Origin of the sequence: Kineococcus endophyticus (genome assembly GCF_040796495.1) — a bacterium.
GTDB classification, from domain to species: domain Bacteria; phylum Actinomycetota; class Actinomycetes; order Actinomycetales; family Kineococcaceae; genus Kineococcus; species Kineococcus endophyticus.
Genome location: NZ_JBFNQN010000003.1, coordinates 276,333 through 296,622, shown reverse-complemented (window position 1 = coordinate 296,622; position 20,290 = coordinate 276,333). Strand labels below are relative to the sequence as shown.

General features: G+C 68.0%; 22 protein-coding genes. All 22 read right to left on the bottom strand.

The genetic code is table 11. The annotated features are described in order from the left end of the window. Window position 1: 1 nt before the first annotated feature. Window positions 2–400, bottom strand: coding sequence for a 30S ribosomal protein S8 (gene rpsH / locus AB1207_RS05645; RefSeq protein WP_367636841.1), 399 nt, complete (start codon window positions 398–400; stop codon window positions 2–4). A 97-nt stretch (window positions 401–497) separates the two neighbouring features. Next, window positions 498–683, bottom strand: a complete 186-nt coding sequence (locus AB1207_RS05640; RefSeq protein ID WP_367636839.1) for a type Z 30S ribosomal protein S14 — start codon at window positions 681–683, stop codon at window positions 498–500. A gap of 2 nt (window positions 684–685) precedes the next feature. After that, window positions 686–1,255 (bottom strand): 50S ribosomal protein L5, encoded by a 570-nt coding sequence (rplE, locus tag AB1207_RS05635; protein ID WP_367636837.1) that lies wholly within the window; start codon window positions 1,253–1,255, stop codon window positions 686–688. Next, window positions 1,255–1,626, bottom strand: coding sequence for a 50S ribosomal protein L24 (gene rplX / locus AB1207_RS05630; protein WP_106209611.1), 372 nt, complete (start codon window positions 1,624–1,626; stop codon window positions 1,255–1,257). Before rplX ends, rplE begins: the two co-directional genes overlap by 1 nt. Before the next feature lie 2 nt (window positions 1,627–1,628). Continuing rightward, window positions 1,629–1,997 (bottom strand): 50S ribosomal protein L14, encoded by a 369-nt coding sequence (gene rplN, locus AB1207_RS05625; protein ID WP_012084971.1) that lies wholly within the window; start codon window positions 1,995–1,997, stop codon window positions 1,629–1,631. A gap of 130 nt (window positions 1,998–2,127) precedes the next feature. Then, window positions 2,128–2,421 carry a 30S ribosomal protein S17 gene (rpsQ, locus tag AB1207_RS05620; protein WP_367636836.1) on the bottom strand — a complete coding sequence of 98 codons (294 nt, stop codon included), beginning with the start codon at window positions 2,419–2,421 and terminating at the stop codon, window positions 2,128–2,130. Continuing rightward, window positions 2,418–2,666, bottom strand: a complete 249-nt coding sequence (rpmC, locus tag AB1207_RS05615) for a 50S ribosomal protein L29 (protein ID WP_366173018.1) — start codon at window positions 2,664–2,666, stop codon at window positions 2,418–2,420. The genes rpsQ and rpmC overlap by 4 nt, the downstream gene beginning before the upstream one ends. Before the next feature lies 1 nt (window position 2,667). Continuing rightward, a complete protein-coding gene (rplP, locus tag AB1207_RS05610) occupies window positions 2,668–3,084 on the bottom strand; it encodes a 50S ribosomal protein L16 (protein ID WP_366172910.1) in 417 nt (138 codons plus the stop codon). Window positions 3,085–3,087: 3 nt separating this feature from the next. After that, window positions 3,088–3,891, bottom strand: coding sequence for a 30S ribosomal protein S3 (gene rpsC / locus AB1207_RS05605; RefSeq protein ID WP_367636834.1), 804 nt, complete (start codon window positions 3,889–3,891; stop codon window positions 3,088–3,090). Continuing rightward, window positions 3,891–4,271, bottom strand: a complete 381-nt coding sequence (gene rplV / locus AB1207_RS05600) for a 50S ribosomal protein L22 (protein WP_366172914.1) — start codon at window positions 4,269–4,271, stop codon at window positions 3,891–3,893. The genes rpsC and rplV overlap by 1 nt, the downstream gene beginning before the upstream one ends. A gap of 56 nt (window positions 4,272–4,327) precedes the next feature. Next, window positions 4,328–4,609 (bottom strand): 30S ribosomal protein S19, encoded by a 282-nt coding sequence (gene rpsS, locus AB1207_RS05595; protein ID WP_367636833.1) that lies wholly within the window; start codon window positions 4,607–4,609, stop codon window positions 4,328–4,330. A gap of 15 nt (window positions 4,610–4,624) precedes the next feature. Further along, the gene (rplB, locus tag AB1207_RS05590) at window positions 4,625–5,461 is read right to left on the bottom strand and encodes a 50S ribosomal protein L2 (protein ID WP_367636832.1); all 837 of its coding nucleotides are present in this window, start codon (window positions 5,459–5,461) and stop codon (window positions 4,625–4,627) included. Window positions 5,462–5,517: 56 nt separating this feature from the next. Continuing rightward, window positions 5,518–5,829 (bottom strand): 50S ribosomal protein L23, encoded by a 312-nt coding sequence (gene rplW / locus AB1207_RS05585; protein WP_366172920.1) that lies wholly within the window; start codon window positions 5,827–5,829, stop codon window positions 5,518–5,520. Continuing rightward, the gene (rplD, locus tag AB1207_RS05580) at window positions 5,826–6,530 is read right to left on the bottom strand and encodes a 50S ribosomal protein L4 (RefSeq protein ID WP_367636831.1); all 705 of its coding nucleotides are present in this window, start codon (window positions 6,528–6,530) and stop codon (window positions 5,826–5,828) included. Before rplD ends, rplW begins: the two co-directional genes overlap by 4 nt. 5 nt (window positions 6,531–6,535) lie before the next feature. Continuing rightward, entirely contained in the window at window positions 6,536–7,195 is a 660-nt protein-coding gene (rplC, locus tag AB1207_RS05575) for a 50S ribosomal protein L3 (protein ID WP_367636830.1), read from the bottom strand. Between the two features lie 13 nt (window positions 7,196–7,208). Beyond that, on the bottom strand, window positions 7,209–7,517 hold the full coding sequence (gene rpsJ / locus AB1207_RS05570; protein ID WP_012084982.1) for a 30S ribosomal protein S10: 309 nt from the start codon (window positions 7,515–7,517) through the stop codon (window positions 7,209–7,211). A 455-nt stretch (window positions 7,518–7,972) separates the two neighbouring features. Next, window positions 7,973–9,166 (bottom strand): elongation factor Tu, encoded by a 1,194-nt coding sequence (tuf, locus tag AB1207_RS05565; protein WP_367636829.1) that lies wholly within the window; start codon window positions 9,164–9,166, stop codon window positions 7,973–7,975. Between the two features lie 155 nt (window positions 9,167–9,321). Next, window positions 9,322–11,424: an elongation factor G gene (gene fusA / locus AB1207_RS05560; protein WP_367636827.1), complete on the bottom strand. Its 2,103-nt coding sequence runs from the start codon at window positions 11,422–11,424 to the stop codon at window positions 9,322–9,324. Window positions 11,425–11,486: 62 nt separating this feature from the next. Continuing rightward, a complete protein-coding gene (gene rpsG, locus AB1207_RS05555; protein WP_106209636.1) occupies window positions 11,487–11,957 on the bottom strand; it encodes a 30S ribosomal protein S7 in 471 nt (156 codons plus the stop codon). Window position 11,958: 1 nt separating this feature from the next. Next, window positions 11,959–12,333: a 30S ribosomal protein S12 gene (gene rpsL, locus AB1207_RS05550; protein WP_012084987.1), complete on the bottom strand. Its 375-nt coding sequence runs from the start codon at window positions 12,331–12,333 to the stop codon at window positions 11,959–11,961. A gap of 288 nt (window positions 12,334–12,621) precedes the next feature. Then, window positions 12,622–16,503 (bottom strand): DNA-directed RNA polymerase subunit beta', encoded by a 3,882-nt coding sequence (locus tag AB1207_RS05545; RefSeq protein ID WP_367636826.1) that lies wholly within the window; start codon window positions 16,501–16,503, stop codon window positions 12,622–12,624. A 116-nt stretch (window positions 16,504–16,619) separates the two neighbouring features. After that, window positions 16,620–20,129 (bottom strand): DNA-directed RNA polymerase subunit beta, encoded by a 3,510-nt coding sequence (gene rpoB / locus AB1207_RS05540; RefSeq protein ID WP_367636824.1) that lies wholly within the window; start codon window positions 20,127–20,129, stop codon window positions 16,620–16,622. Window positions 20,130–20,290 lie beyond the last annotated feature (161 nt).

The following is a 20,290-nucleotide window of genomic DNA, read 5'->3' as shown; positions in this document are numbered from 1 at the left end:
CTCACCAGACGTAGGCGAGGACTTCCCCACCCACGCCCTTCTTGTTGGCCTGCTTGTCGGTCAGCAGCCCCGAGGACGTGGACAGGATCGCCACGCCGAGGCCACCGAGCACGCGGGGCAGGTTCGTCGACTTCGCGTAGACCCGCAGACCGGGCTTGCTCACGCGGCGCAGGCCGGCGATCGCACGCTCGCGGTTGGGGCCGAACTTCAGGTTCAGCGTCAGCTTCTTGCCCACCTCGGCGTCCTCGACCGTCCAGGAGGCGATGTAGCCCTCGGCCTGGAGGATCTCGGCGATGTGGGACTTCAGCTTGCTGTACGGCATCTGGACGGTGTCGTGGTACGCCGAGTTGGCGTTCCGCAGACGCGTCAGCATGTCCGCGATGGGGTCAGTCATCGTCATCGGGCTCGTCCGCCCTTCCTCGCCGCGGTTTCCGCGCCACGCAGTGCGGGCCGGACCTTCGGCGTCTCAGTGATCAGGGTCGTGCAGGAGTGGGAAGTCACCAGCTGCTCTTGGTCACACCGGGCAGTTCGCCACGGTGCGCCATGTCGCGCACGCAGACGCGGCACAGGCCGAACTTGCGGTACACGGCGTGCGGACGACCGCAGCGCTGGCAGCGGGTGTAGGCGCGCACCTTGAACTTGGGCTTGCGCGCGGCCTTGTGGATCAGAGCGGTCTTCGCCACGGTCAGTTCTCCTTGAACGGGAAGCCCAGAGCACGCAGCAGCGCACGGCCTTCGTCGTCGGTCTTCGCCGTCGTCACGACCGTGATGTCCATGCCGCGGACGCGGTCGATCTTGTCCTGGTCGATCTCGTGGAACATCGACTGCTCGTTGAGACCGAAGGTGTAGTTGCCGTTGCCGTCGAACTGCTTCGGCGACAGGCCGCGGAAGTCGCGGATGCGCGGCAGCGCGAGCGACACCAGGCGGTCCAGGAACTCCCACATCCGGTCCCCGCGCAGGGTGGTGTGGCAACCGATCGGCATGCCCTCGCGCAGCTTGAACTGGGCGATGGACTTGCGCGCCTTGGTGATCTGCGGCTTCTGCCCCGTGATGGCGGTCAGGTCGCGGACGGCGCCGTCGATCAGCTTGGAGTCACGAGCGGCCTCGCCGACACCCATGTTCACCACGACCTTGACCAGGCCGGGGATCTGCATGACGTTCGGGTAGGCGAACTGCGTGTGCAGCTGACCCTTGATCTCTTCGCGGTAGCGCTGCTTCAGGCGAGGCAGGGCACGCGCTTCAGTGGTGGTGGTCATCAGATGTCCTTGCCGGAACGCTTGGCGACGCGGATGCGGTTGGTCTTGGTGCGACCGTCGCGCTCGACCTTCTCCTCGCGGATGCCGACGCGGGTCGGCTTCTTGGTCTCCGGGTCGACGAGCTGCACGTTGCTGATGTGGATGGGGGCCTCGCGCTCGACGATGCCGCCCTCCACACCCGGGCGGGCCTTGGTGTGGCGCTTGATGCGGTTCACACCCTCGACCAGCACGCGCTGCGTCTCGGCGTTCACCTCGAGCACCTTGCCCTGCTTGCCGAGGTCGGACGTCTTGGTGCCGTCCTCGTTCTTGCGCCCGCGGACACGGGTGATGACCTGCACGAGGTCACCCTTCTTGATGCGCAACTTCGCCATGGTCAGAGCACCTCCGGTGCCAGCGAGATGATCCGCATGAACTTCTTCTCGCGCAGCTCGCGACCGACGGGCCCGAAGATGCGGGTGCCACGCGGGTCGCCGTCGGCGCGGAGGATCACGGCGGCGTTCTCGTCGAAACGGATGTAGGAACCGTCGGCACGCCGACGCTCCTTCTTGGTGCGGACGATGACGGCCTTGACCACATCGCCCTTCTTGACGTTCCCGCCGGGGATGGCGTCCTTGACCGTGGCCACGATCACGTCACCGATGCCGGCGTAGCGGCGGCCGGAGCCACCGAGCACGCGGATGCACAAGATCTCCTTGGCACCCGTGTTGTCGGCGACCTTGAGCCGCGACTCCTGCTGGATCACTCTCTACTCCTTCGTCGCGCCGGTTCTCGACCACCCGCGAGGGGGCGAGCCTGGCCGAACGGACATGGAATCTGGGGGTGGGCCGCAACCGCGGCCCACCCTCGGTCGAACGCGTCCGAGGACGCGTGCGTCACTTCGCGCGCTCGAGGACCTCGACGACGCGCCAACGCTTGGTCGCCGACAGGGGCCGGGTCTCGGCGATGAGGACGAGGTCGCCCACACCCGCCGTCTCGACCTCGTCGTGCGCCTTGACCTTCGTCGTGCGGCGGATGACCTTGGCGTAGAGCGGGTGCTTCACGCGGTCCTCGACCTCGACGACGACGGTCTTCTGCATCTTGTCGCTGACGACGTACCCGCGGCGCGTCTTGCGGTAGCCGCGCTCGGTGGTCTCGTGGGACGTCTTGGCGGTGTCCTGCTCGCTCACTTCGCAGCCTCCTTCGTGATCGGCGCCTCGGTGATGCCGAGCTCGCGCTCGCGCATCGTCGTGTAGATGCGGGCGATGTCCCGCTTGACCGCCTTCAGCCGGGAGTTGTTCTCCAGCTGACCGGTGGCGGACTGGAAGCGCAGGTTGAACAGCTCTTCCTTCGCCTTCTTCAGCTCGTCGACCAGCTTCGCGTCGTCGAACTCACGCAGGTCGTCCGCGCTCAGGCCCTTGGTCCCGATGGCCAACTCACTCACCACCTTCGCGGCGCACGATCTTGCACTTGACGGGCAGCTTGTGGATGGCGCGGGTGAGCGCCTCCGAAGCGACCTTCTCGTTCGGGAACGACAGCTCGAACATGACCCGGCCGGGCTTGATGTTCGCGATCCACCACTCCGGGGAACCCTTCCCGGAACCCATGCGGGTCTCGGCGGGCTTCTTCGTCAGCGGGCGGTCCGGGTAGATGTTGATCCAGACCTTGCCGCCACGACGGATGTGGCGCGTGATCGCGATACGGGCCGACTCGATCTGCCGGTTGGTGACGTAGCCACCTTCGACGGCCTGGATCCCGTACTCACCGAAGGTGACTCGGGTGCCGCCGGACGCCGCACCACGCCGCGTGGGGTGGTGCTGCTTGCGGTGCTTGACTCGCCGCGGGATGAGCACGACTCAGGCCTCCGATCCGGTGCTGGCCGGGGCGGCAGCGGGGGCAGCCTCGGCTGCCGGCTGCTGCTCGGCGGTGGGACGACGACGGCCACGGCTCTCGCCACGGTCGCCACGCTCACCGCGACGCGGGGCGCGCGGAGCCTGCGCCTGCGACTGGGCGAGCTCACGGCTGGTGATGTCACCGTGGTAGATCCAGACCTTCACGCCGATGCGGCCGAAGGTCGTGCGGGCCTCGTAGAAGCCGTAGTCGATGTTCGCGCGCAGCGTGTGCAGCGGAACGCGACCCTCGCGGTAGAACTCCGAGCGGCTCATCTCGGCGCCGCCCAGGCGGCCGGCGCACTGGACACGGATGCCCTTGGCCCCGGAGCGCATGGTCGTCTGCATCCCCTTGCGCATGGCGCGACGGAACGAGACACGGCTGGCGAGCTGCTCGGCGACACCCTGCGCGACGAGCTGGGCGTCGGTCTCGGGGTTCTTGACCTCGAGGATGTTGAGCTGCACCTGCTTGCCCGTGAGCTTCTCGAGCTCGGTGCGGATGCGGTCGGCCTCCGCGCCGCGGCGACCGATGACGATGCCCGGCCGGGCGGTGTGGATGTCGACCCGCACGCGGTCACGCGTGCGCTCGATCTCCACCTTCGAGATGCCCGCGCGCTCCATGCCCTTGGACATGAGCTTGCGGATCGCGACGTCCTCCTTGACGTAGTCGGCGTAGCGCTGACCGGTCTTGGTGGAGTCGGCGAACCACCGGCTGCGGTGGTCGGTGGTGATGCCCAGTCGGAACCCGAACGGGTTGACCTTCTGTCCCATCAGCGGGTCCTCCTCGTCTTCTTGGCGCCGGCGACGGCGGGGGCCACGACCACGGTGATGTGGCTCGTGCGCTTCAGGATGCGTCCGGCGCGGCCCTGGGCCCGCGGACGGAAGCGCTTCATGGTCGGACCCTCGTCGACGTGGATCGCCTTGACGACGTACTCGTTCGGGTCGAACGCCTCGGAGTGCTTGTCCGCGAGGAACTTCGCATTCGCGATGGCGCTCTCGACGAGCTTGCGCACGGGCTCGGCCGCCGCCTGCGGGGCGAACGAGAGCACGGCGACGGCTTCAGTGGCCTGCTTGCCCCGGACGAGGTCGACGACTCGGCGCGCCTTCTGGGGCGTGACGCGGAGGTGCCGCGTCTGCGCCTTGGCTTCCATCCCTGTCCTGCTTCCTGGTTTCGGTCTCGAAAGGTTGTGTCGCGTGAGCCGGTGGCTCAGCGGCGACGACCCTTGCGGTCGTCCTTCTCGTGGCCCTTGAACGTCCGCGTGGCGGCGAACTCGCCGAGCTTGTGCCCCACCATCGACTCGGTGACGAAGACGGGGACGTGCTTGCGGCCGTCGTGCACCGCGAACGTGTGACCCAGGAAGTCCGGCGTGATGACCGAACGGCGGGACCACGTCTTGATGACGTTGTGCGTACCGGCCTCGTTCTGAGCGTCCACCTTCTTCTGGAGGTGGTCGTCGATGAACGGGCCCTTCTTCAAGCTGCGAGGCATGGCTCTAGCTCCCTATCAGCGCTTCTTGCCGGTGCGGCGGCGACGGACGATGAGCTTGTCGCTCTCCTTGCCCGGACGCCGCGTACGGCCTTCAGGCTTGCCCCAGGGGCTGACGGGGTGACGCCCACCGGACGTCTTCCCCTCACCACCACCGTGCGGGTGGTCGATCGGGTTCATGGCGACACCGCGGACGGTCGGGCGCTTGCCCTTCCAGCGCATGCGGCCGGCCTTGCCCCAGTTGATGTTCGACTGCTCGGCGTTGCCGACCTCGCCGATCGTCGCGCGGCAGCGGACGTCGACGTTGCGGATCTCGCCGGAGGGCATGCGGAGCTGGGCGAAGCGACCCTCGCGGGCCACCAGCTGGACGCTCGCACCCGCGGAGCGGGCGATCTTCGCGCCGCCACCGGGACGGATCTCGATGGCGTGGATGACCGTACCCACGGGGATGTTGCGCAGCGGCAGGTTGTTGCCCGGCTTGATGTCGGCCTCGGGGCCGTTCTCGATCCGGTCACCCTGCTTCAGCTTCGCGGGGGCGATGATGTAGCGCTTCTCGCCGTCCACGTAGTGCAGCAGCGCGATGCGCGCGGTGCGGTTGGGGTCGTACTCGATGTGCGCGACCTTGGCGACGACGCCGTCCTTGTCGTGACGACGGAAGTCGATGACGCGGTAGGCGCGCTTGTGGCCACCACCGATGTGACGGGTGGTGATCCGGCCGGACGAGTTGCGACCACCGGTCTTGGACAGCGGGCGGACGAGCGACTTCTCCGGCTCGCTCCGCGTGATCTCGACGAAGTCGGCGACGGACGAGCCACGGCGGCCCGGCGTCGTCGGCTTGTACTTGCGGATTCCCATTGCAGCGTTTCCTCGGGTTCGAAGGTGTCTACGGCAGTCGTGCGAGCCCTACGGGCTCAGGCGACCGAGCCGCCGAAGATGTCGATCGTGCCCTCGCGCAACGTCACGATGGCCCGCTTGGTGTCCTTGCGCTTCCCAGTACCGAACTTGGTGCGCCGGCTCTTGCCCTGACGGTTCGCGGTGTTGACCGCCGAGACCTTGACGCCGAAGACCTTCTCGACCGCGATCTTGATCTCGGTCTTGTTGGCCCGCGGGTCCACCAGGAACGTGTACTTGCCCTCGTCGATGAGCCCGTAGCTCTTCTCCGAGACGACCGGCGCGAGCAGGATGTCGCGCGGGTCCTTCTGGGTTCCGCCGAGCGCGCTCACAGGGTGCTCCCTTCGGACTCCGCCGCCACCGCGGTCGCGCTGCGACCCTTGCGCGGGCCGGCGACGAAGGCGTCGAGGGCCGCGCGGGTGAAGACGACGTCGTCGCTCTTCAGGACGTCGTAGGTGTTGAGCTGGTCCGCCGGGAGGACGTGCACGTTGTCGAGGTTGCGCAGGGACTTCTGCGAGACCTCGTCGTCGCGGGTCAGCACGACGAGCACGTTCTTGCGGCCGGACAGCGTGGCGATGAGCGTGCGCGCCGTCTTGGTCGAGGGGACCTCACCGGAGGCCAGGCCCTCGACGACGTGCAGCCGGTCGTGACGCACCCGGTCGGAGAGGGCACCGCGCAGGGCGGCCGCCTTCATCTTCTTGGGGGTGCGCTGGGAGTAGTCGCGCGGCTGGGGACCGTGCACGGTGCCACCGCCGGTGAACTGCGGGGCGCGCAGCGAACCCTGACGGGCGCGGCCGGTGCCCTTCTGCTTGTACGGCTTCTTGCCGCCACCACGGACCTCGCCCCGCGTCTTCGTCGCGTGCGTGCCCTGACGGGCCGCGGCGAGCTGCGCGGTGACGACCTGGTGGATCAGCGCGACGTTCGCCTGACGGGCGAAGTCCTTCGCCGGCAGCTCGACGGTGCCGTTGGTGCCACCGTCAGCCGTCCGCAGGGGGACGGTGACGTTCTCGGTGGCGTGAGTTTCGGTCGACATCTGGCTCAGGCCTCCTTCACGCGCGCCTTGGACGCGCTCTTGACGAGCACGAGCCCGCCGCGGGGACCGGGGATCGCGCCCGTGATGAGCAGCAGACCCTTCTCCGCGTCGATGGCCTGCACGGTCAGGTTCTGGGTGGTCTGGCGGGCAGCACCCATGCGCCCGGCCATCCGCATGCCCTTGAACACGCGACCGGGGGTGGCGCAGCCGCCGATGGACCCCGGCTTGCGGTGGTTGCGGTGCGCACCGTGGGAGGCGCCGACGCCGGAGAAGCCGTGACGCTTCATGACACCAGCGAAGCCCTTGCCCTTGGTGGTGCCGACCACGTCGACGGTCGTGCCGGTCTCGAAGACCTCGGCGGTGACCTCCTGACCGAGCTGGTACTCACCAGCGTCGGTCGTGCGCAGCTCCACCAGGTGACGGCGAGGCGCGACGTCCGCCTTCGCGAAGTGACCGGCAGCGGGCTTGTTCGCCTTGCGCTGCGCGATCGCCGTGGTGGCCAGCTGGACGGCTTCGTAGCCGTCGGTGGTAGTGGTGCGGATCTGGGTCACGACGTTCGGCTCGACCTTGACGACGGTCACCGGGACGACGCGGTTGTCCGCGTCCCACAGCTGCGTCATGCCGAGCTTGGTGCCGAGCACCCCTCGCACTTGCCTGTCGCTCATCGTGTGCAGTCCCTCAGAGCTTGATCTCGATGTCGACCCCGGCCGGCAGGTCGAGCCGCATGAGCGAGTCGACGGTCTTCGGCGTCGGGTCGATGATGTCGATGAGACGCTTGTGCGTCCGCATCTCGAAGTGCTCGCGGCTGTCCTTGTACTTGTGCGGCGAGCGGATGACGCAGTAGACGTTCTTCTCGGTCGGCAGCGGCACGGGCCCTGCGACCGAAGCACCAGTGCGGGTCACCGTGTCGACGATCTTGCGCGCCGAGCTGTCGATGACCTCGTGGTCGTAGGCCTTGAGCCTGATGCGGATCTTCTGTCCCGCCATGGCGTCGTCTGACTCTCTCTCTTCGTACCGCTACTGACTCGCGCGCGGCGCGGAACCCCGTGTGGTGGAGCTCCGACCCCCGAGGTCGGGCGTGTCGCGCTCTCGCACGTTCTGCACCCTCGCCCGGTTGCCCGGTGTGGTCCTGTCGTCCTGTTCAGGTTGCCCTGGAGGTCCAGGTGAACCGTTCGCCGCCCGTCCGAGACGTTCGACGTTCGCGGTTGCCGGCCGGTGGTCTGGCCCGGTCCCCGGATCGGGTGGAATCGTGATCCAGGCGCGGTCCAGCGGCGCAGCAACCCCGACAGTCTGCCAGACGGAGGCGGCCCTTGGCGAATCGAGCAGCGGTGTACCGGTGCTGGGCGGTCTCGCCCACGACGAAGGGGCGGGTCCAGGTGGACCCGCCCCTTCGCGTGGCGAGCGGTCCGCCGCGGAGGATCACTCCCCCGCGGCGGCGCGACTCACTTGAGGATCTTCGTGACCCGACCGGCGCCGACGGTGCGGCCACCCTCACGGATCGCGAACTTGAGGCCCTCTTCCATCGCGATGGGCTGGATGAGGTCGACCTTCATCTCGGTGTTGTCACCGGGCATGACCATCTCGGTGCCCTCGGGCAGCGAGACGACGCCGGTGACGTCGGTCGTCCGGAAGTAGAACTGCGGACGGTAGTTGTTGTAGAAGGGCGTGTGACGGCCACCCTCGTCCTTGGACAGGATGTAGGCCTGGCCCTCGAACTCCGTGTGCGGGGTGATCGAGTTCGGCTTGGTCACGACCTGGCCGCGCTCGACGTCGTCACGCTTGAGACCACGCAGCAGCAGGGCGGCGTTGTCGCCGGCCTGGCCGGTGTCCAGCATCTTGTTGAACATCTCGATGCTGGTGACGGTGGTCTTCGAGGAGGTCGGCTTGATGCCGACGATCTCGACTTCCTGGTTGACGTTCAGGACGCCACGCTCGATGCGGCCGGTCACGACGGTGCCGCGGCCGGTGATCGTGAAGACGTCCTCGATCGGCATGAGGAAGGGCTGGTCGACGGCGCGCTCGGGCTCGGGGATCGCGGTGTCGACCGCGTCCATGAGCTCCATGAGCTTGTCGCCCCACTCGGCGTCGCCCTCGAGGGCCTTGAGCGCCGAGACGCGGACCACGGGGACGTCGTCGCCCGGGAACTCGTACGACGAGAGGAGCTCGCGCACCTCCATCTCGACGAGCTCGAGGAGCTCCTCGTCCTCGACCATGTCGGCCTTGTTCAGCGCGACGACGATGTAGGGGACGCCGACCTGGCGGGCCAGGATGACGTGCTCCTTCGTCTGCGGCATCGGGCCGTCGGTGGCCGCGACCACGAGGATGGCGCCGTCCATCTGCGCCGCACCCGTGATCATGTTCTTGATGTAGTCCGCGTGGCCCGGGCAGTCGACGTGGGCGTAGTGACGCGCCTCGGTCTGGTACTCGACGTGCGCGATCGAGATCGTGATCCCGCGCTGACGCTCTTCGGGGGCCTTGTCGATCTGGTCGAACGCCGAAGCCTTGTTGAGCTCCGGGAACTTGTCGTGCAGCACGCGGGTGATCGCCGCGGTCAACGTCGTCTTCCCGTGGTCGATGTGACCGATCGTGCCGATGTTGACGTGCGGCTTGGTCCGCTCGAACTTCGCCTTCGCCACTGGGGGTCCTCCTCGGACTGTCGTTTCTTCCCGACCCGGTTCAACGGGTGGGTGGGTGACCTGGCTGGTCACTGGCCCACGCGGTGTGGTCCAGGGGTCTTGCCACGGTGGAGCGGCCCGGTGTGGGCCGCTCCCCCGTGTGTGTCAGGAGCGGGTCACTCCCCGCGGACCTTCTTCACGATTTCGTCCGCCACGTTCCGCGGAACCTCAGCGTAGTTGGAGAACTGCATCGAGTAGACCGCGCGGCCCTGGGTCTTGGACCGGAGGTCCCCGACGTAGCCGAACATCTCCGACAGCGGGACGGCGGCCTTGACGAGCTTGGCCCCGCTCACGTCCTCCATGGACTCGATCTGCCCACGGCGGGCGTTCAGGTCGCCGATGACTTCGCCCATGTAGTCGGCGGGCGTCCGCACCTCGACGGCCATGACCGGCTCGAGCAGCACGGGCTGCGCCTTGCGGACAGCCTCGCGCAGGACCATCTTCCCGGCGATCTTGAACGCCATCTCCGAGGAGTCGACGTCGTGCGCCGCACCGTCGATGAGGGACGCCTTGATGCCGACGAGGGGGTAGCCGGCGACGACACCCTCCTGCATGGCCTCCTGGATCCCGTTGTCCACCGAGGGGATGTACTCGCGCGGCACGCGACCACCGGTGACGGCGTTCACGAACTCGTAGAACGTGCCGTCGGTGGTGTCCAGGGGCTCGATCGAGACCTGGACCTTCGCGTACTGGCCGGAGCCACCGGTCTGCTTCTTGTGCACGTAGTCCTCCTTGAGGACTGCGCGACGGATGGTCTCGCGGTAGGCGACCTGCGGCTTGCCGACGTTGGCCTCGACCTTGTACTCGCGGCGCATGCGGTCCACGAGGATGTCCAGGTGGAGCTCGCCCATCCCCTTGATGATGGTCTGGCCGGTCTCCTGGTCCAGTTCGACCTGGAAGGTCGGGTCCTCCTCGGCCAGGCGCTGGATCGCGGTGCCCAGCTTCTCCTGGTCGCCCTTCGTCTTCGGCTCGATGGCGACCGAGATGACGGGCTCGGGGAAGGTCATCGACTCGAGGACGACCTGCTGCGCCGGGTCGGACAGCGTGTCGCCCGTCGTCGTCTCCTTGAGGCCGATCATCGCGTAGATGTGGCCCGCGCGAGCCTCGTCGACCGGGTTCTCCTTGTTGGAGTGCATCTGGAAGAGCTTCCCGATGCGCTCCTTCTTGCCCTTGGTCGAGTTCACGACCTGCGAGCCGGCGGAGACCACGCCCGAGTAGACGCGCACGTAGGTGAGCTTGCCGAAGAACGGGTGCGCCGCGACCTTGAACGCCAGGGCCGAGAACGGCTCGGACGAGTCCGGCTTGCGGATGATCTCGACCGACTCGTCGCCGACCTTGTGGCCGATCATCGGCTTCACGTCGAGCGGCGAGGGCAGGTAGTCGAGCACCGCGTCGAGCATGGGCTGGACGCCCTTGTTCTTGAACGCGGAGCCGCAGAAGATCGGGTAGACCTCGCTGGAGATCGTCAGCTTGCGGACCGCAGCCTTGATCTCCTCGGGCGTGATGTCCTCGCCGCCGAGGTACTTCTCGAGGAGGGCCTCGTCCGTCTCGGCCACGCGCTCGAGGAGCTTGGTGCGGTACTCCTCGGCCTTCTCCTGCAGGTCGGCCGGGATCTCCTCCTTCTCGTACGCCTCGCCCTTGGCGGTGTCCCCGCGCCACGTGAGGGCGCGCATGTACACCAGGTCGATGACGCCGAGGAAGTCGCTCTCAGCACCGATGGGGAGCTGCATGACCAGCGGCTCCGCGCCCAGGCGGTCCACGATGGTGCCGACGGTGAAGTAGAAGTCCGCGCCGAGCTTGTCCATCTTGTTGACGAAGCAGATGCGCGGGACGTCGTACTTGTCTGCCTGCCGCCACACGGTCTCGGACTGGGGCTCGACACCCTCCTTGCCGTCGAAGACGGCGACGGCACCGTCGAGCACGCGCAGGGAGCGCTCGACCTCGACCGTGAAGTCGACGTGGCCCGGGGTGTCGATGATGTTGATCTGGGATCCCTCCCAGAAACAGGTGGTCGCAGCGGAGGTGATGGTGATCCCCCGCTCCTGCTCCTGCTCCATCCAGTCCATCGTGGCCGCGCCGTCGTGGACCTCGCCGATCTTGTAGTTGATCCCCGTGTAGAAGAGGATCCGCTCCGTCGTCGTGGTCTTGCCGGCGTCGATGTGCGCCATGATGCCGATGTTGCGGACCTTGGTCAGGTCCGTCAGCACGTCCTGTGCCACGGTTTACTGCCTCTTCCCTGGGATCGAGGGGGTGGAACGGCGAGCGCTGCTCACCGCCGGGGTCACCAGCGGTAGTGCGCGAAGGCCCGGTTCGACTCGGCCATCTTGTGCGTGTCCTCACGGCGCTTCACCGCGGCACCGAGGCCGTTCGAGGCGTCGAGGATCTCGTTGAGCAGACGCTCGGTCATCGTCTTCTCGCGGCGCTGCCGGGCGTAGCCGACGAGCCAGCGCAGGGCCAGCGTCGTGGAACGGCTCGGGCGCACCTCGATCGGCACCTGGTAGGTCGAGCCACCGACGCGGCGGGACTTGACCTCGATCGCGGGCTTGACGTTGTCGAGCGCGCGCTTCAGCACGACGACGGGGTCCCCACCGGTCTTGTCGCGAGCACCCTCGAGGGCGCCGTACACGATGGACTCGGCGACGGACTTCTTGCCGTCGAGGAGGATCTTGTTGACGAGCTGCGTCACCAGCGGGGACTGGTAGACGGGGTCCACCACGAGGGGACGCTTGGGTGCGGGGCCCTTGCGCGGCATGTCAGCTCTTCTCCTTCTTCGCGCCGTAGCGGCTGCGCGCCTGCTTGCGGTTCTTCACGCCCTGGGTGTCGAGCGACCCGCGGACGATCTTGTAGCGGACACCCGGCAGGTCCTTCACGCGGCCACCGCGCACCAGGACCATCGAGTGCTCCTGCAGGTTGTGACCCACGCCGGGGATGTAGGCCGTGACCTCGATGCCGCTGGTCAGCTTCACGCGAGCGACCTTGCGCAGCGCCGAGTTCGGCTTCTTCGGCGTCGTGGTGTACACACGCGTGCACACGCCACGGCGCTGCGGGCTGCCCTTGAGGGCGGGCGTCTTGGTCTTGACGACCTTGTCCTCCCGGCCCTTGCGGACCAGCTGCTGGATGGTGGGCACCCTGTCTCCGTCTGTCTCGATCTGGTGGTTCGGCTGTCCTGGGAACGCGCCGCCCGTCTTGGGCCGGCGCTCGACCCCCGCCGACCCACGAGGTCGGGCGTGTCGTTCGGTCGAGGTCCCGCAGGAGTGACGTCCTGTCACCTGGTCGCGGGCGCGCTCGTGTCAAGCGGACACGAGACTACCCGCGCTCTTGCTGAGTGGTCAAAACGGGCGCACGCCGGCGGCGACGGCCCGCGGAGGGGCCGCCCCCTCCCCCGCTGAGGGGGGAGGGAACGGCCCGGTCCGGCGTCAGCGGTAGTCGCTGCTGCCGTAGTCGAACTCCTCGAGCGGCACGGCCTGGCCCGAGCCCACGCCGAACTGGGCGTAGTCGACGTCGTCGTAGCCGGGCACCGAGTACATCTGCGCCTTGGCCTCCTCGGTCGGCTCCACCCGGATGTTGCGGTAGCGGGGAAGCCCCGTGCCGGCCGGGATGAGCTTGCCGATGATGACGTTCTCCTTGAGGCCGAGCAGCGGGTCGCTCTTGCCCTCCATGGCCGCGTTCGTCAGGACGCGGGTCGTCTCCTGGAAGGAGGCGGCGGACAGCCACGAGTCGGTCGCGAGCGACGCCTTCGTGATCCCCATGAGCTCCGGTCGACCGGAGGACGGCTGACCGCCCTCGGCCATGACCCGACGGTTCTCCTCCTCGAAGCGAGCGCGCTCGGCGAGCTCCCCGGGGAGCAGCTCGGAGTCGTTCTGCTCGATGATCGTGACCCGCTTCAGCATCTGGCGGACGATCACCTCGATGTGCTTGTCGTGGATCGACACGCCCTGGGAGCGGTAGACCTCCTGCACCTCGTCCACCAGGTGCATCTGCACCCGGCGCGGGCCGAGGATGCGCAGCACCTGCTTGGGGTCGACCGCACCCTGGACGAGCTTCTGCCCGACCTCGACGTGCGTGCCGTCCTCGACCAGGAGCCGCTGACGGCGCGTGACGGGGTACTCGACCTCTTCGGCGCCGTCGTCGGGGGTGACGACGATCTTGCGGCCCTTGTCGGTCTCCTCGATCCGGGCACGGCCCGCGACCTCCGAGATCGGCGCGTTCCCCTTGGGGGTCCGGGCCTCGAACAGCTCGACCACGCGCGGCAGACCGTGCGTGATGTCACCGGACTCCGACGCCGCACCACCGGTGTGGAAGGTGCGCATCGTGAGCTGGGTGCCGGGCTCGCCGATCGACTGGGCCGCGACGATGCCGACGGCCTCACCGATGTCGACGAGCTTGCCCGACGCCAGCGAACGGCCGTAGCAGTGCGCGCAGGTCCCGACGCGCGACTCGCAGGTCAGCACCGAGCGCACCTTGACCGACTCGACGCCCTGGGCGACGAGGGCGTCGATGACGACGTCCCCGAGGTCGGCCCCGGCCGCGAGCACGACCTCGCCGTCCACCACGACGTCCGTCGCCAGCGTGCGGGCGTAGACGCTCGTCTCGACGTCGTCGTGACGGCGCAGGGTGCCGTCGGCACCCTTCTCCGCGATCGGCATGGCGAGGCCACGGCTGGTGCCGCAGTCCTCCTCGCGCACGATGACGTCCTGGGAGACGTCCACGAGACGACGGGTGAGGTACCCGGAGTCGGCGGTCCGCAGCGCGGTGTCCGCCAGACCCTTGCGGGCACCGTGCGTGGTGATGAAGAACTCACCCACGGTCAGGCCCTCGCGGAACGAGGCCTTGACCGGACGCGGGATGATCTCGCCCTTCGGGTTGGCCATGAGGCCACGCATCCCGGCGAGCTGACGCATCTGCATCCAGTTGCCTCGCGCACCCGAGCTCACCATGCGGTGGATCGTGTTGTGCTGCGGCATGGCCTGCTCGAGGTCCTTGGCGACGTCGTTCGTGGCCTGCGTCCAGATCTCGATGAGCTCCTGACGGCGCTCGTCGTCGGTGATCAGACCACGCTCGTACTGCTGCTGGACCTTCTCGGCCTTGGCCTCGTAGGTCTCGAGGATCGCCAGCTTGTTCGGCGGCGCCACGACGTCGGCGATGGACACGGTGGTGCCCGAGCGGGTGGCCCAGCGGAAGCCGGCCTCCTTCAGGGCGTCGAGGGCGGCCGCGACCTGGACCTTGGGGTACTTCTCGGCCAGTTCGTTGACGATCGCGGACAGGTGCTTCTTGTCCACGGCCGTGTTCACGTACCGGAAGTCGACGGGCAGCGTCTCGTTGAAGAGCGCGCGACCCAGCGTGGTGTCGACCGTGAGGTCGTCCCCGGCGTTCCAGTCCTCGGGCAGCGTCCAGCCCTCGGCCGGCACGACGCCCTGCAGGCGGATGCGCACCTTCGCGTTCAGGTGCAGCTGCCGCGCGTCGAAGGCCATGATCGCCTCGGCCAGGGAGGAGAACTGCCGGCCCGCGCCGTCGACGTCGTCCCGGTCAGCGGTCAGGTGGTAGAGCCCGATGATCATGTCCTGGGTGGGCATGGTCACCGGACGGCCGTCCGCCGGCTTGAGGATGTTGTTCGAGGACAGCATGAGGATGCGGGCCTCGGCCTGCGCCTCCGCGCTCAGCGGCACGTGCACGGCCATCTGGTCGCCGTCGAAGTCCGCGTTGAAGGCGGTGCAGACGAGCGGGTGGATCTGGATGGCCTTGCCCTCGACCAGCTGGGGCTCGAAGGCCTGGATGCCGAGGCGGTGCAGCGTGGGCGCGCGGTTGAGCAGCACGGGGTGCTCGGTGATGACCTCGGACAGGACGTCCCAGACCACCGGGCGGGCGCGCTCGACCATGCGCTTGGCCGACTTGATGTTCTGCGCGTGCGAGAGGTCGACGAGCCGCTTCATGACGAAGGGCTTGAAGAGCTCCAGGGCCATCTGCTTGGGCAGACCGCACTGGTGCAGCTTCAGCTGCGGGCCGACGACGATGACCGAACGGCCGGAGTAGTCGACGCGCTTGCCGAGCAGGTTCTGGCGGAACCGGCCCTGCTTGCCCTTGAGCATGTCGGACAGCGACTTCAGCGGCCGGTTGCCCGGACCCGTCACCGGCCGGCCGCGGCGGCCGTTGTCGAACAGCGCGTCGACGGCCTCCTGCAGCATGCGCTTCTCGTTGTTCACGATGATCTCGGGAGCCCCGAGGTCGAGGAGGCGCTTCAACCGGTTGTTGCGGTTGATGACGCGGCGGTACAGGTCGTTGAGGTCGGAGGTCGCGAAGCGGCCACCGTCGAGCTGCACCATCGGGCGCAGGTCCGGCGGGATGACCGGGACGCAGTCCAGGACCATGCCGTCGGGCGAGTTGCGCGTGGTGAGGAACGCCGAGACGACCTTGAGGCGCTTGAGGGCACGCGTCTTGCGCTGGCCCTTGCCCGTCGCGATGGTCTCGCGCAGGGACTCGGCCTCGGCCTCGAGGTCGAAGCTCTGGAGGCGCTTCTGCAGCGCCGCCGCACCCATGCCGCCCTCGAAGTACATGCCGAAGCGCTCGCGCATGGCGCGGTAGAGCACCTCGTCACCCTCGAGGTCTTGGACCTTGAGCGTGCGGAAGCGGTCCCAGATCGTCGCCAGGCGGTCGATCTCGGTGTCCGCGCGGCGGCGGATCTGCGCCATCTCGCGCTCGGCCGACTCGCGCACCTTGCGGCGCACGTCCGACTTCGCACCCTCGGCCTCGAGCTCGGCCAGGTCGGCCTCGAGCGTCTTGGCGCGGGCGTCGACGTCGGAGTCGCGACGGTTCTCCACCTCGCGCTTCTCGACCTCGATCTGGGCCTCGAGCGAGGAGAAGTCGCGCTGGCGACCCTCGTCGTCGACCGAGGTGATCATGTAGGCCGCGAAGTAGATGACCTTCTCGAGGTCCTTGGGAGCCAGGTCGAGCAGGTAGCCCAACCGGCTCGGGACGCCCTTGAAGTACCAGATGTGCGTGACGGGGGCGGCGAGCTCGATGTGCCCCATGCGCTCACGACGGACCTTGGCCCGCGTGACCTCGACACCGCAGCGCTCGCAGATGATGCCCTTGAAGCGGACGCGCTTGTACTTGCCGCAGTAGCACTCCCAGTCCCGGGTGGGACCGAAGATCTTCTCGCAGAAGAGCCCGTCCTTCTCCGGCTTCAGGGTGCGGTAGTTGATGGTTTCCGGCTTCTTGACCTCACCGTGCGACCACGTGCGGATGTCGTCCGCAGTGGCCAGCCCGATGCGCAGCTCGTCGAAGAAGTTGACGTCGAGCAACGTGATCTTCTTTCTCTAGGTTCTTCCGAGGTCTGACTGTGTCCGAGGAACCCCCGGTGAGGGGCTCCGTTGTCCGGCCGGAGGCGGGTGGGGGCGCTCCCCCACCCGCTCCTCCGTCAGACCTCTTCGACGCTGCTGGGTTCGCGCCGCGCCAGGTCGATGCCCAGCTCCTCGGCCGCCCGGAAGACGTCCTCGTCGCTGTCGCGCATCTCGATCGCCATGCCGTCCGAGGAGAGGACCTCCACGTTCAGGCAGAGCGACTGCATCTCCTTGATGAGCACCTTGAAGGACTCGGGGATGCCCGGCTCGGGGATGTTCTCGCCCTTGACGATGGCCTCGTACACCTTCACGCGGCCGAGGACGTCGTCGGACTTGATCGTGAGCAGCTCCTGCAGGGCGTAGGCGGCGCCGTAGGCCTCCAGGGCCCAGACCTCCATCTCGCCGAAGCGCTGACCACCGAACTGCGCCTTACCACCCAGCGGCTGCTGCGTGATCATCGAGTACGGACCGGTCGAGCGGGCGTGGATCTTGTCGTCGACCAGGTGGTGCAGCTTCAGGATGTACATGTAGCCGACCGAGACCGGGTCCGGGAACGGCTCGCCGGAGCGGCCGTCGAACAGCCGCGCCTTGCCGTCGCCCTGGACGAGGCGGTCGCCGTCGCGCGTCTTGAGCGTGGAGCTCAGCAGCCCGGTGATCTCCTCCTCGCGCGCACCGTCGAAGACGGGCGTCGCGATGCGGGAGCCGGCCGGCGCGGACCGGATCTCCTCGGGGATGAGCTCGGCCCAGTCCGGCTGGCCCTCGATCTCCCAGCCGCGGCTGGCGATCCAGCCCAGGTGCAGCTCCAGGACCTGACCGACGTTCATCCGGCTCGGCACGCCGAGCGGGTTGAGGATGACGTCGACCGGCGTCCCGTCCTCGAGGAACGGCATGTCCTCGACGGGCAGGATCTTGGAGATGACGCCCTTGTTGCCGTGACGGCCGGCGAGCTTGTCACCGTCGGTGATCTTGCGCTTGTTGGCCACGTAGACGCGCACCAGCTGGTTCACGCCCGGGGGCAGCTCGTCGCCCTCGTCGCGGTCGAAGACCTTGACGCCGATGACGGTGCCGGTCTCGCCGTGGGGCACCTTCAGCGAGGTGTCGCGGACCTCGCGGGCCTTCTCACCGAAGATGGCGCGCAGCAGGCGCTCCTCCGGGGTCAGCTCGGTCTCGCCCTTGGGCGTGACCTTGCCGACGAGCAGGTCGCCGTCGCGGACCTCGGCGCCGATGCGGATGATCCCGCGCTCGTCGAGGTCGGCCAGCACCTCCTCGGCCACGTTCGGGATGTCCCGCGTGATCTCCTCGGGGCCCAGCTTGGTGTCGCGGGCGTCGACCTCGTGCTCCTCGATGTGGATCGAGGACAGGACGTCGTCCTGCACGAGGCGCTGCGACAGGATGATCGCGTCCTCGTAGTTGTGGCCCTCCCACGGCATGAACGCGACCATGAGGTTGCGGCCCAGGGCCATCTCGCCACCGTCGGTGGAGGGACCGTCGGCGAGGACGGTGCCGACCTCGACGCGCGCGCCCTCCTCGATGACGACCTGCTGGTTGTACGCGGTGCCGTGGTTGGAGCGACGGAACTTCGCGACCTTGTAGCTGGTCGTGGAGCCGTCGTCGTTGGACACGGTGATGAGGTCGGCGGACACCTCGGTGGCGACACCGGCCTTGGTCGCGACGACCACGTCGCCGGCGTCGACGGCGGCACGGAACTCCATGCCGGTGCCGACGAGCGGGGCCTCGGTCTTGACCAGCGGCACGGCCTGACGCTGCATGTTCGCGCCCATGAGCGCGCGGTTCGCGTCGTCGTGCTCGAGGAACGGGATCATCGCGGTCGCGACGGAGACCATCTGCCGGGCGGCGACGTCCATGTAGTCGACGTCGGAGTTCGGGACGAACTCCGTCTCACCACCCTTGGCGCGCACCAGGACGCGGGCCTCGGCGAAGGAGCCGTCCGGGTTCAGCGGCGCGTTCGCCTGGGCGATGACGAAGGAGTCCTCCTCGTCGGCCGTCAGGTAGTCGACGTCGTCGGAGACCTTGCCGTCGACGATCCTGCGGTACGGCGTCTCGATGAAGCCGAACGGGTTGATGCGCCCGTAGGAGGACAGCGAGCCGATCAGACCGATGTTCGGACCCTCGGGGGTCTCGATCGGGCACATGCGGCCGTAGTGCGACGGGTGGACGTCGCGGACCTCCATGCCGGCGCGCTCACGCGACAGACCGCCCGGCCCCAGCGCCGACAGGCGGCGCTTGTGGGTCAGACCCGCGAGCGGGTTGGTCTGGTCCATGAACTGCGACAGCTGGCTCGTCCCGAAGAACTCCTTGATGGAGGCGACGACGGGACGGATGTTGATGAGCGTCTGCGGCGTGATGGCCTCGACGTCCTGCGTCGTCATGCGCTCGCGCACGACGCGCTCCATCCGGGACAGGCCGGTGCGGACCTGGTTCTGGATGAGCTCGCCGACGCTGCGCAGGCGGCGGTTGCCGAAGTGGTCGATGTCGTCGACCTCGACGCGGGTGTCGACGGGCTGGCCGTTCTTGACGCCCGGCATCGAGACCTCGCCGGCGTGCAGCTTCACCAGGTACTTGATGGTGCGCACGATGTCGTCGACCGACAGGACGCTGTCGGACAGCGGCTCCTCGGTGCCGAGCTTCTTGTTCACCTTGTAGCGGCCGACCTTGGCGAGGTCGTAGCGCTTGGGGTTGAAGTAGAGGTTGTCGAGCAGGTTGCGCGCGGCCTCCTGCGTCGGCGGTTCGCCCGGACGCAGCTTGCGGTAGATGTCCAGCAGTGCGTCCTCGACGCCGGCGGTGTGGTCCTTCTCCAGCGTGGAGATCATCGACTCGTAGTCGGCGAACTCCTCGCGGATCTGGGACTCGCTCCAGCCCAGGGCCTTCATGAGGACCGTGACGGACTGCTTGCGCTTGCGGTCGACGCGGACGCCGACGGTGTCGCGCTTGTCGATCTCGAACTCGAGCCAGGCACCGCGCGAGGGGATGATCTTCGCGGTCCAGGTGTCGCGGTCGGACGTCTTGTCCGGGACGCGCTCGAAGTAGATGCCGGGCGAGCGGACGAGCTGCGAGACGACGACGCGCTCGGTGCCGTTGATGACGAAGGTGCCCCGGTCGGTCATGAGCGGGAAGTCGCCCATGAAGACCGTCTGGGACTTGATCTCACCGGTGTTGCCGTTGATGAACTCCGCCGTGACGAACAGCGGGGCGGCGTAGGTGAGGTCGCGCTCCTTGCAGTCGTCGAGCGAGTACTTCGGCGGCTCGAACCGGTGGTCGCGGAACGACAGCGACATGGAGCCGGAGAAGTCCTCGATCGGGGAGATCTCCTCGAAGATCTCCTCCAGACCGGAGGTCGTCGGGACGGCGAGCCCACCGTTGGTGGACGCCTCCACCCGGTCCTGCCAGCGCTTGTTGCCGAGCAGCCAGTCGAAGCTGTCGGTCTGCAGCGCCAGGAGGTCGGGGACCTCAAGCGGTTCGTGGATCTTGCCGAAGGAGTACCGTCCGGAGACGGTGCGCGGCGACTGGTTGCCGACGACGAGGGTGCCGGTGCTGTTCGGTGCGGACGCTGGACGCGAGGCAGCCAAGAGGGGTCCTTCCACGGGCCTGCGAACGTTGCGCGCTCCCCGCCCCACTCGGTCGTTCCCACGGCGACGACCGGCCATATGACTTTGGGCAGCGCAAAACAACAGCATAGCGTGCACACGCGCGCAAGTCCAACCCCGGTTCACGACGAACCCGGGCCGGA

What these genes read in the sequence shown, in the direction of transcription:
- rplV (WP_366172914.1), bottom strand. Translation starts at nt 4,271, where the DNA reads ATGGAAGCCAAGGCGCAGACGCGGCACCTCCGCGTCACGCCCCAGAAG.
- rplX (WP_106209611.1), bottom strand. Translation starts at nt 1,626, where the DNA reads ATGGCGAAGTTGCGCATCAAGAAGGGTGACCTCGTGCAGGTCATCACC.
- rplD (WP_367636831.1), bottom strand. Translation starts at nt 6,530, where the DNA reads ATGTCGACCGAAACTCACGCCACCGAGAACGTCACCGTCCCCCTGCGG.
- rplC (WP_367636830.1), bottom strand. Translation starts at nt 7,195, where the DNA reads ATGAGCGACAGGCAAGTGCGAGGGGTGCTCGGCACCAAGCTCGGCATG.
- rplB (WP_367636832.1), bottom strand. Translation starts at nt 5,461, where the DNA reads ATGGGAATCCGCAAGTACAAGCCGACGACGCCGGGCCGCCGTGGCTCG.
- rpsC (WP_367636834.1), bottom strand. Translation starts at nt 3,891, where the DNA reads ATGGGACAGAAGGTCAACCCGTTCGGGTTCCGACTGGGCATCACCACC.
- rpsG (WP_106209636.1), bottom strand. Translation starts at nt 11,957, where the DNA reads ATGCCGCGCAAGGGCCCCGCACCCAAGCGTCCCCTCGTGGTGGACCCC.
- rpsH (WP_367636841.1), bottom strand. Translation starts at nt 400, where the DNA reads ATGACGATGACTGACCCCATCGCGGACATGCTGACGCGTCTGCGGAAC.
- rpsS (WP_367636833.1), bottom strand. Translation starts at nt 4,609, where the DNA reads ATGCCTCGCAGCTTGAAGAAGGGCCCGTTCATCGACGACCACCTCCAG.
- rplE (WP_367636837.1), bottom strand. Translation starts at nt 1,255, where the DNA reads ATGACCACCACCACTGAAGCGCGTGCCCTGCCTCGCCTGAAGCAGCGC.
- rpsJ (WP_012084982.1), bottom strand. Translation starts at nt 7,517, where the DNA reads ATGGCGGGACAGAAGATCCGCATCAGGCTCAAGGCCTACGACCACGAG.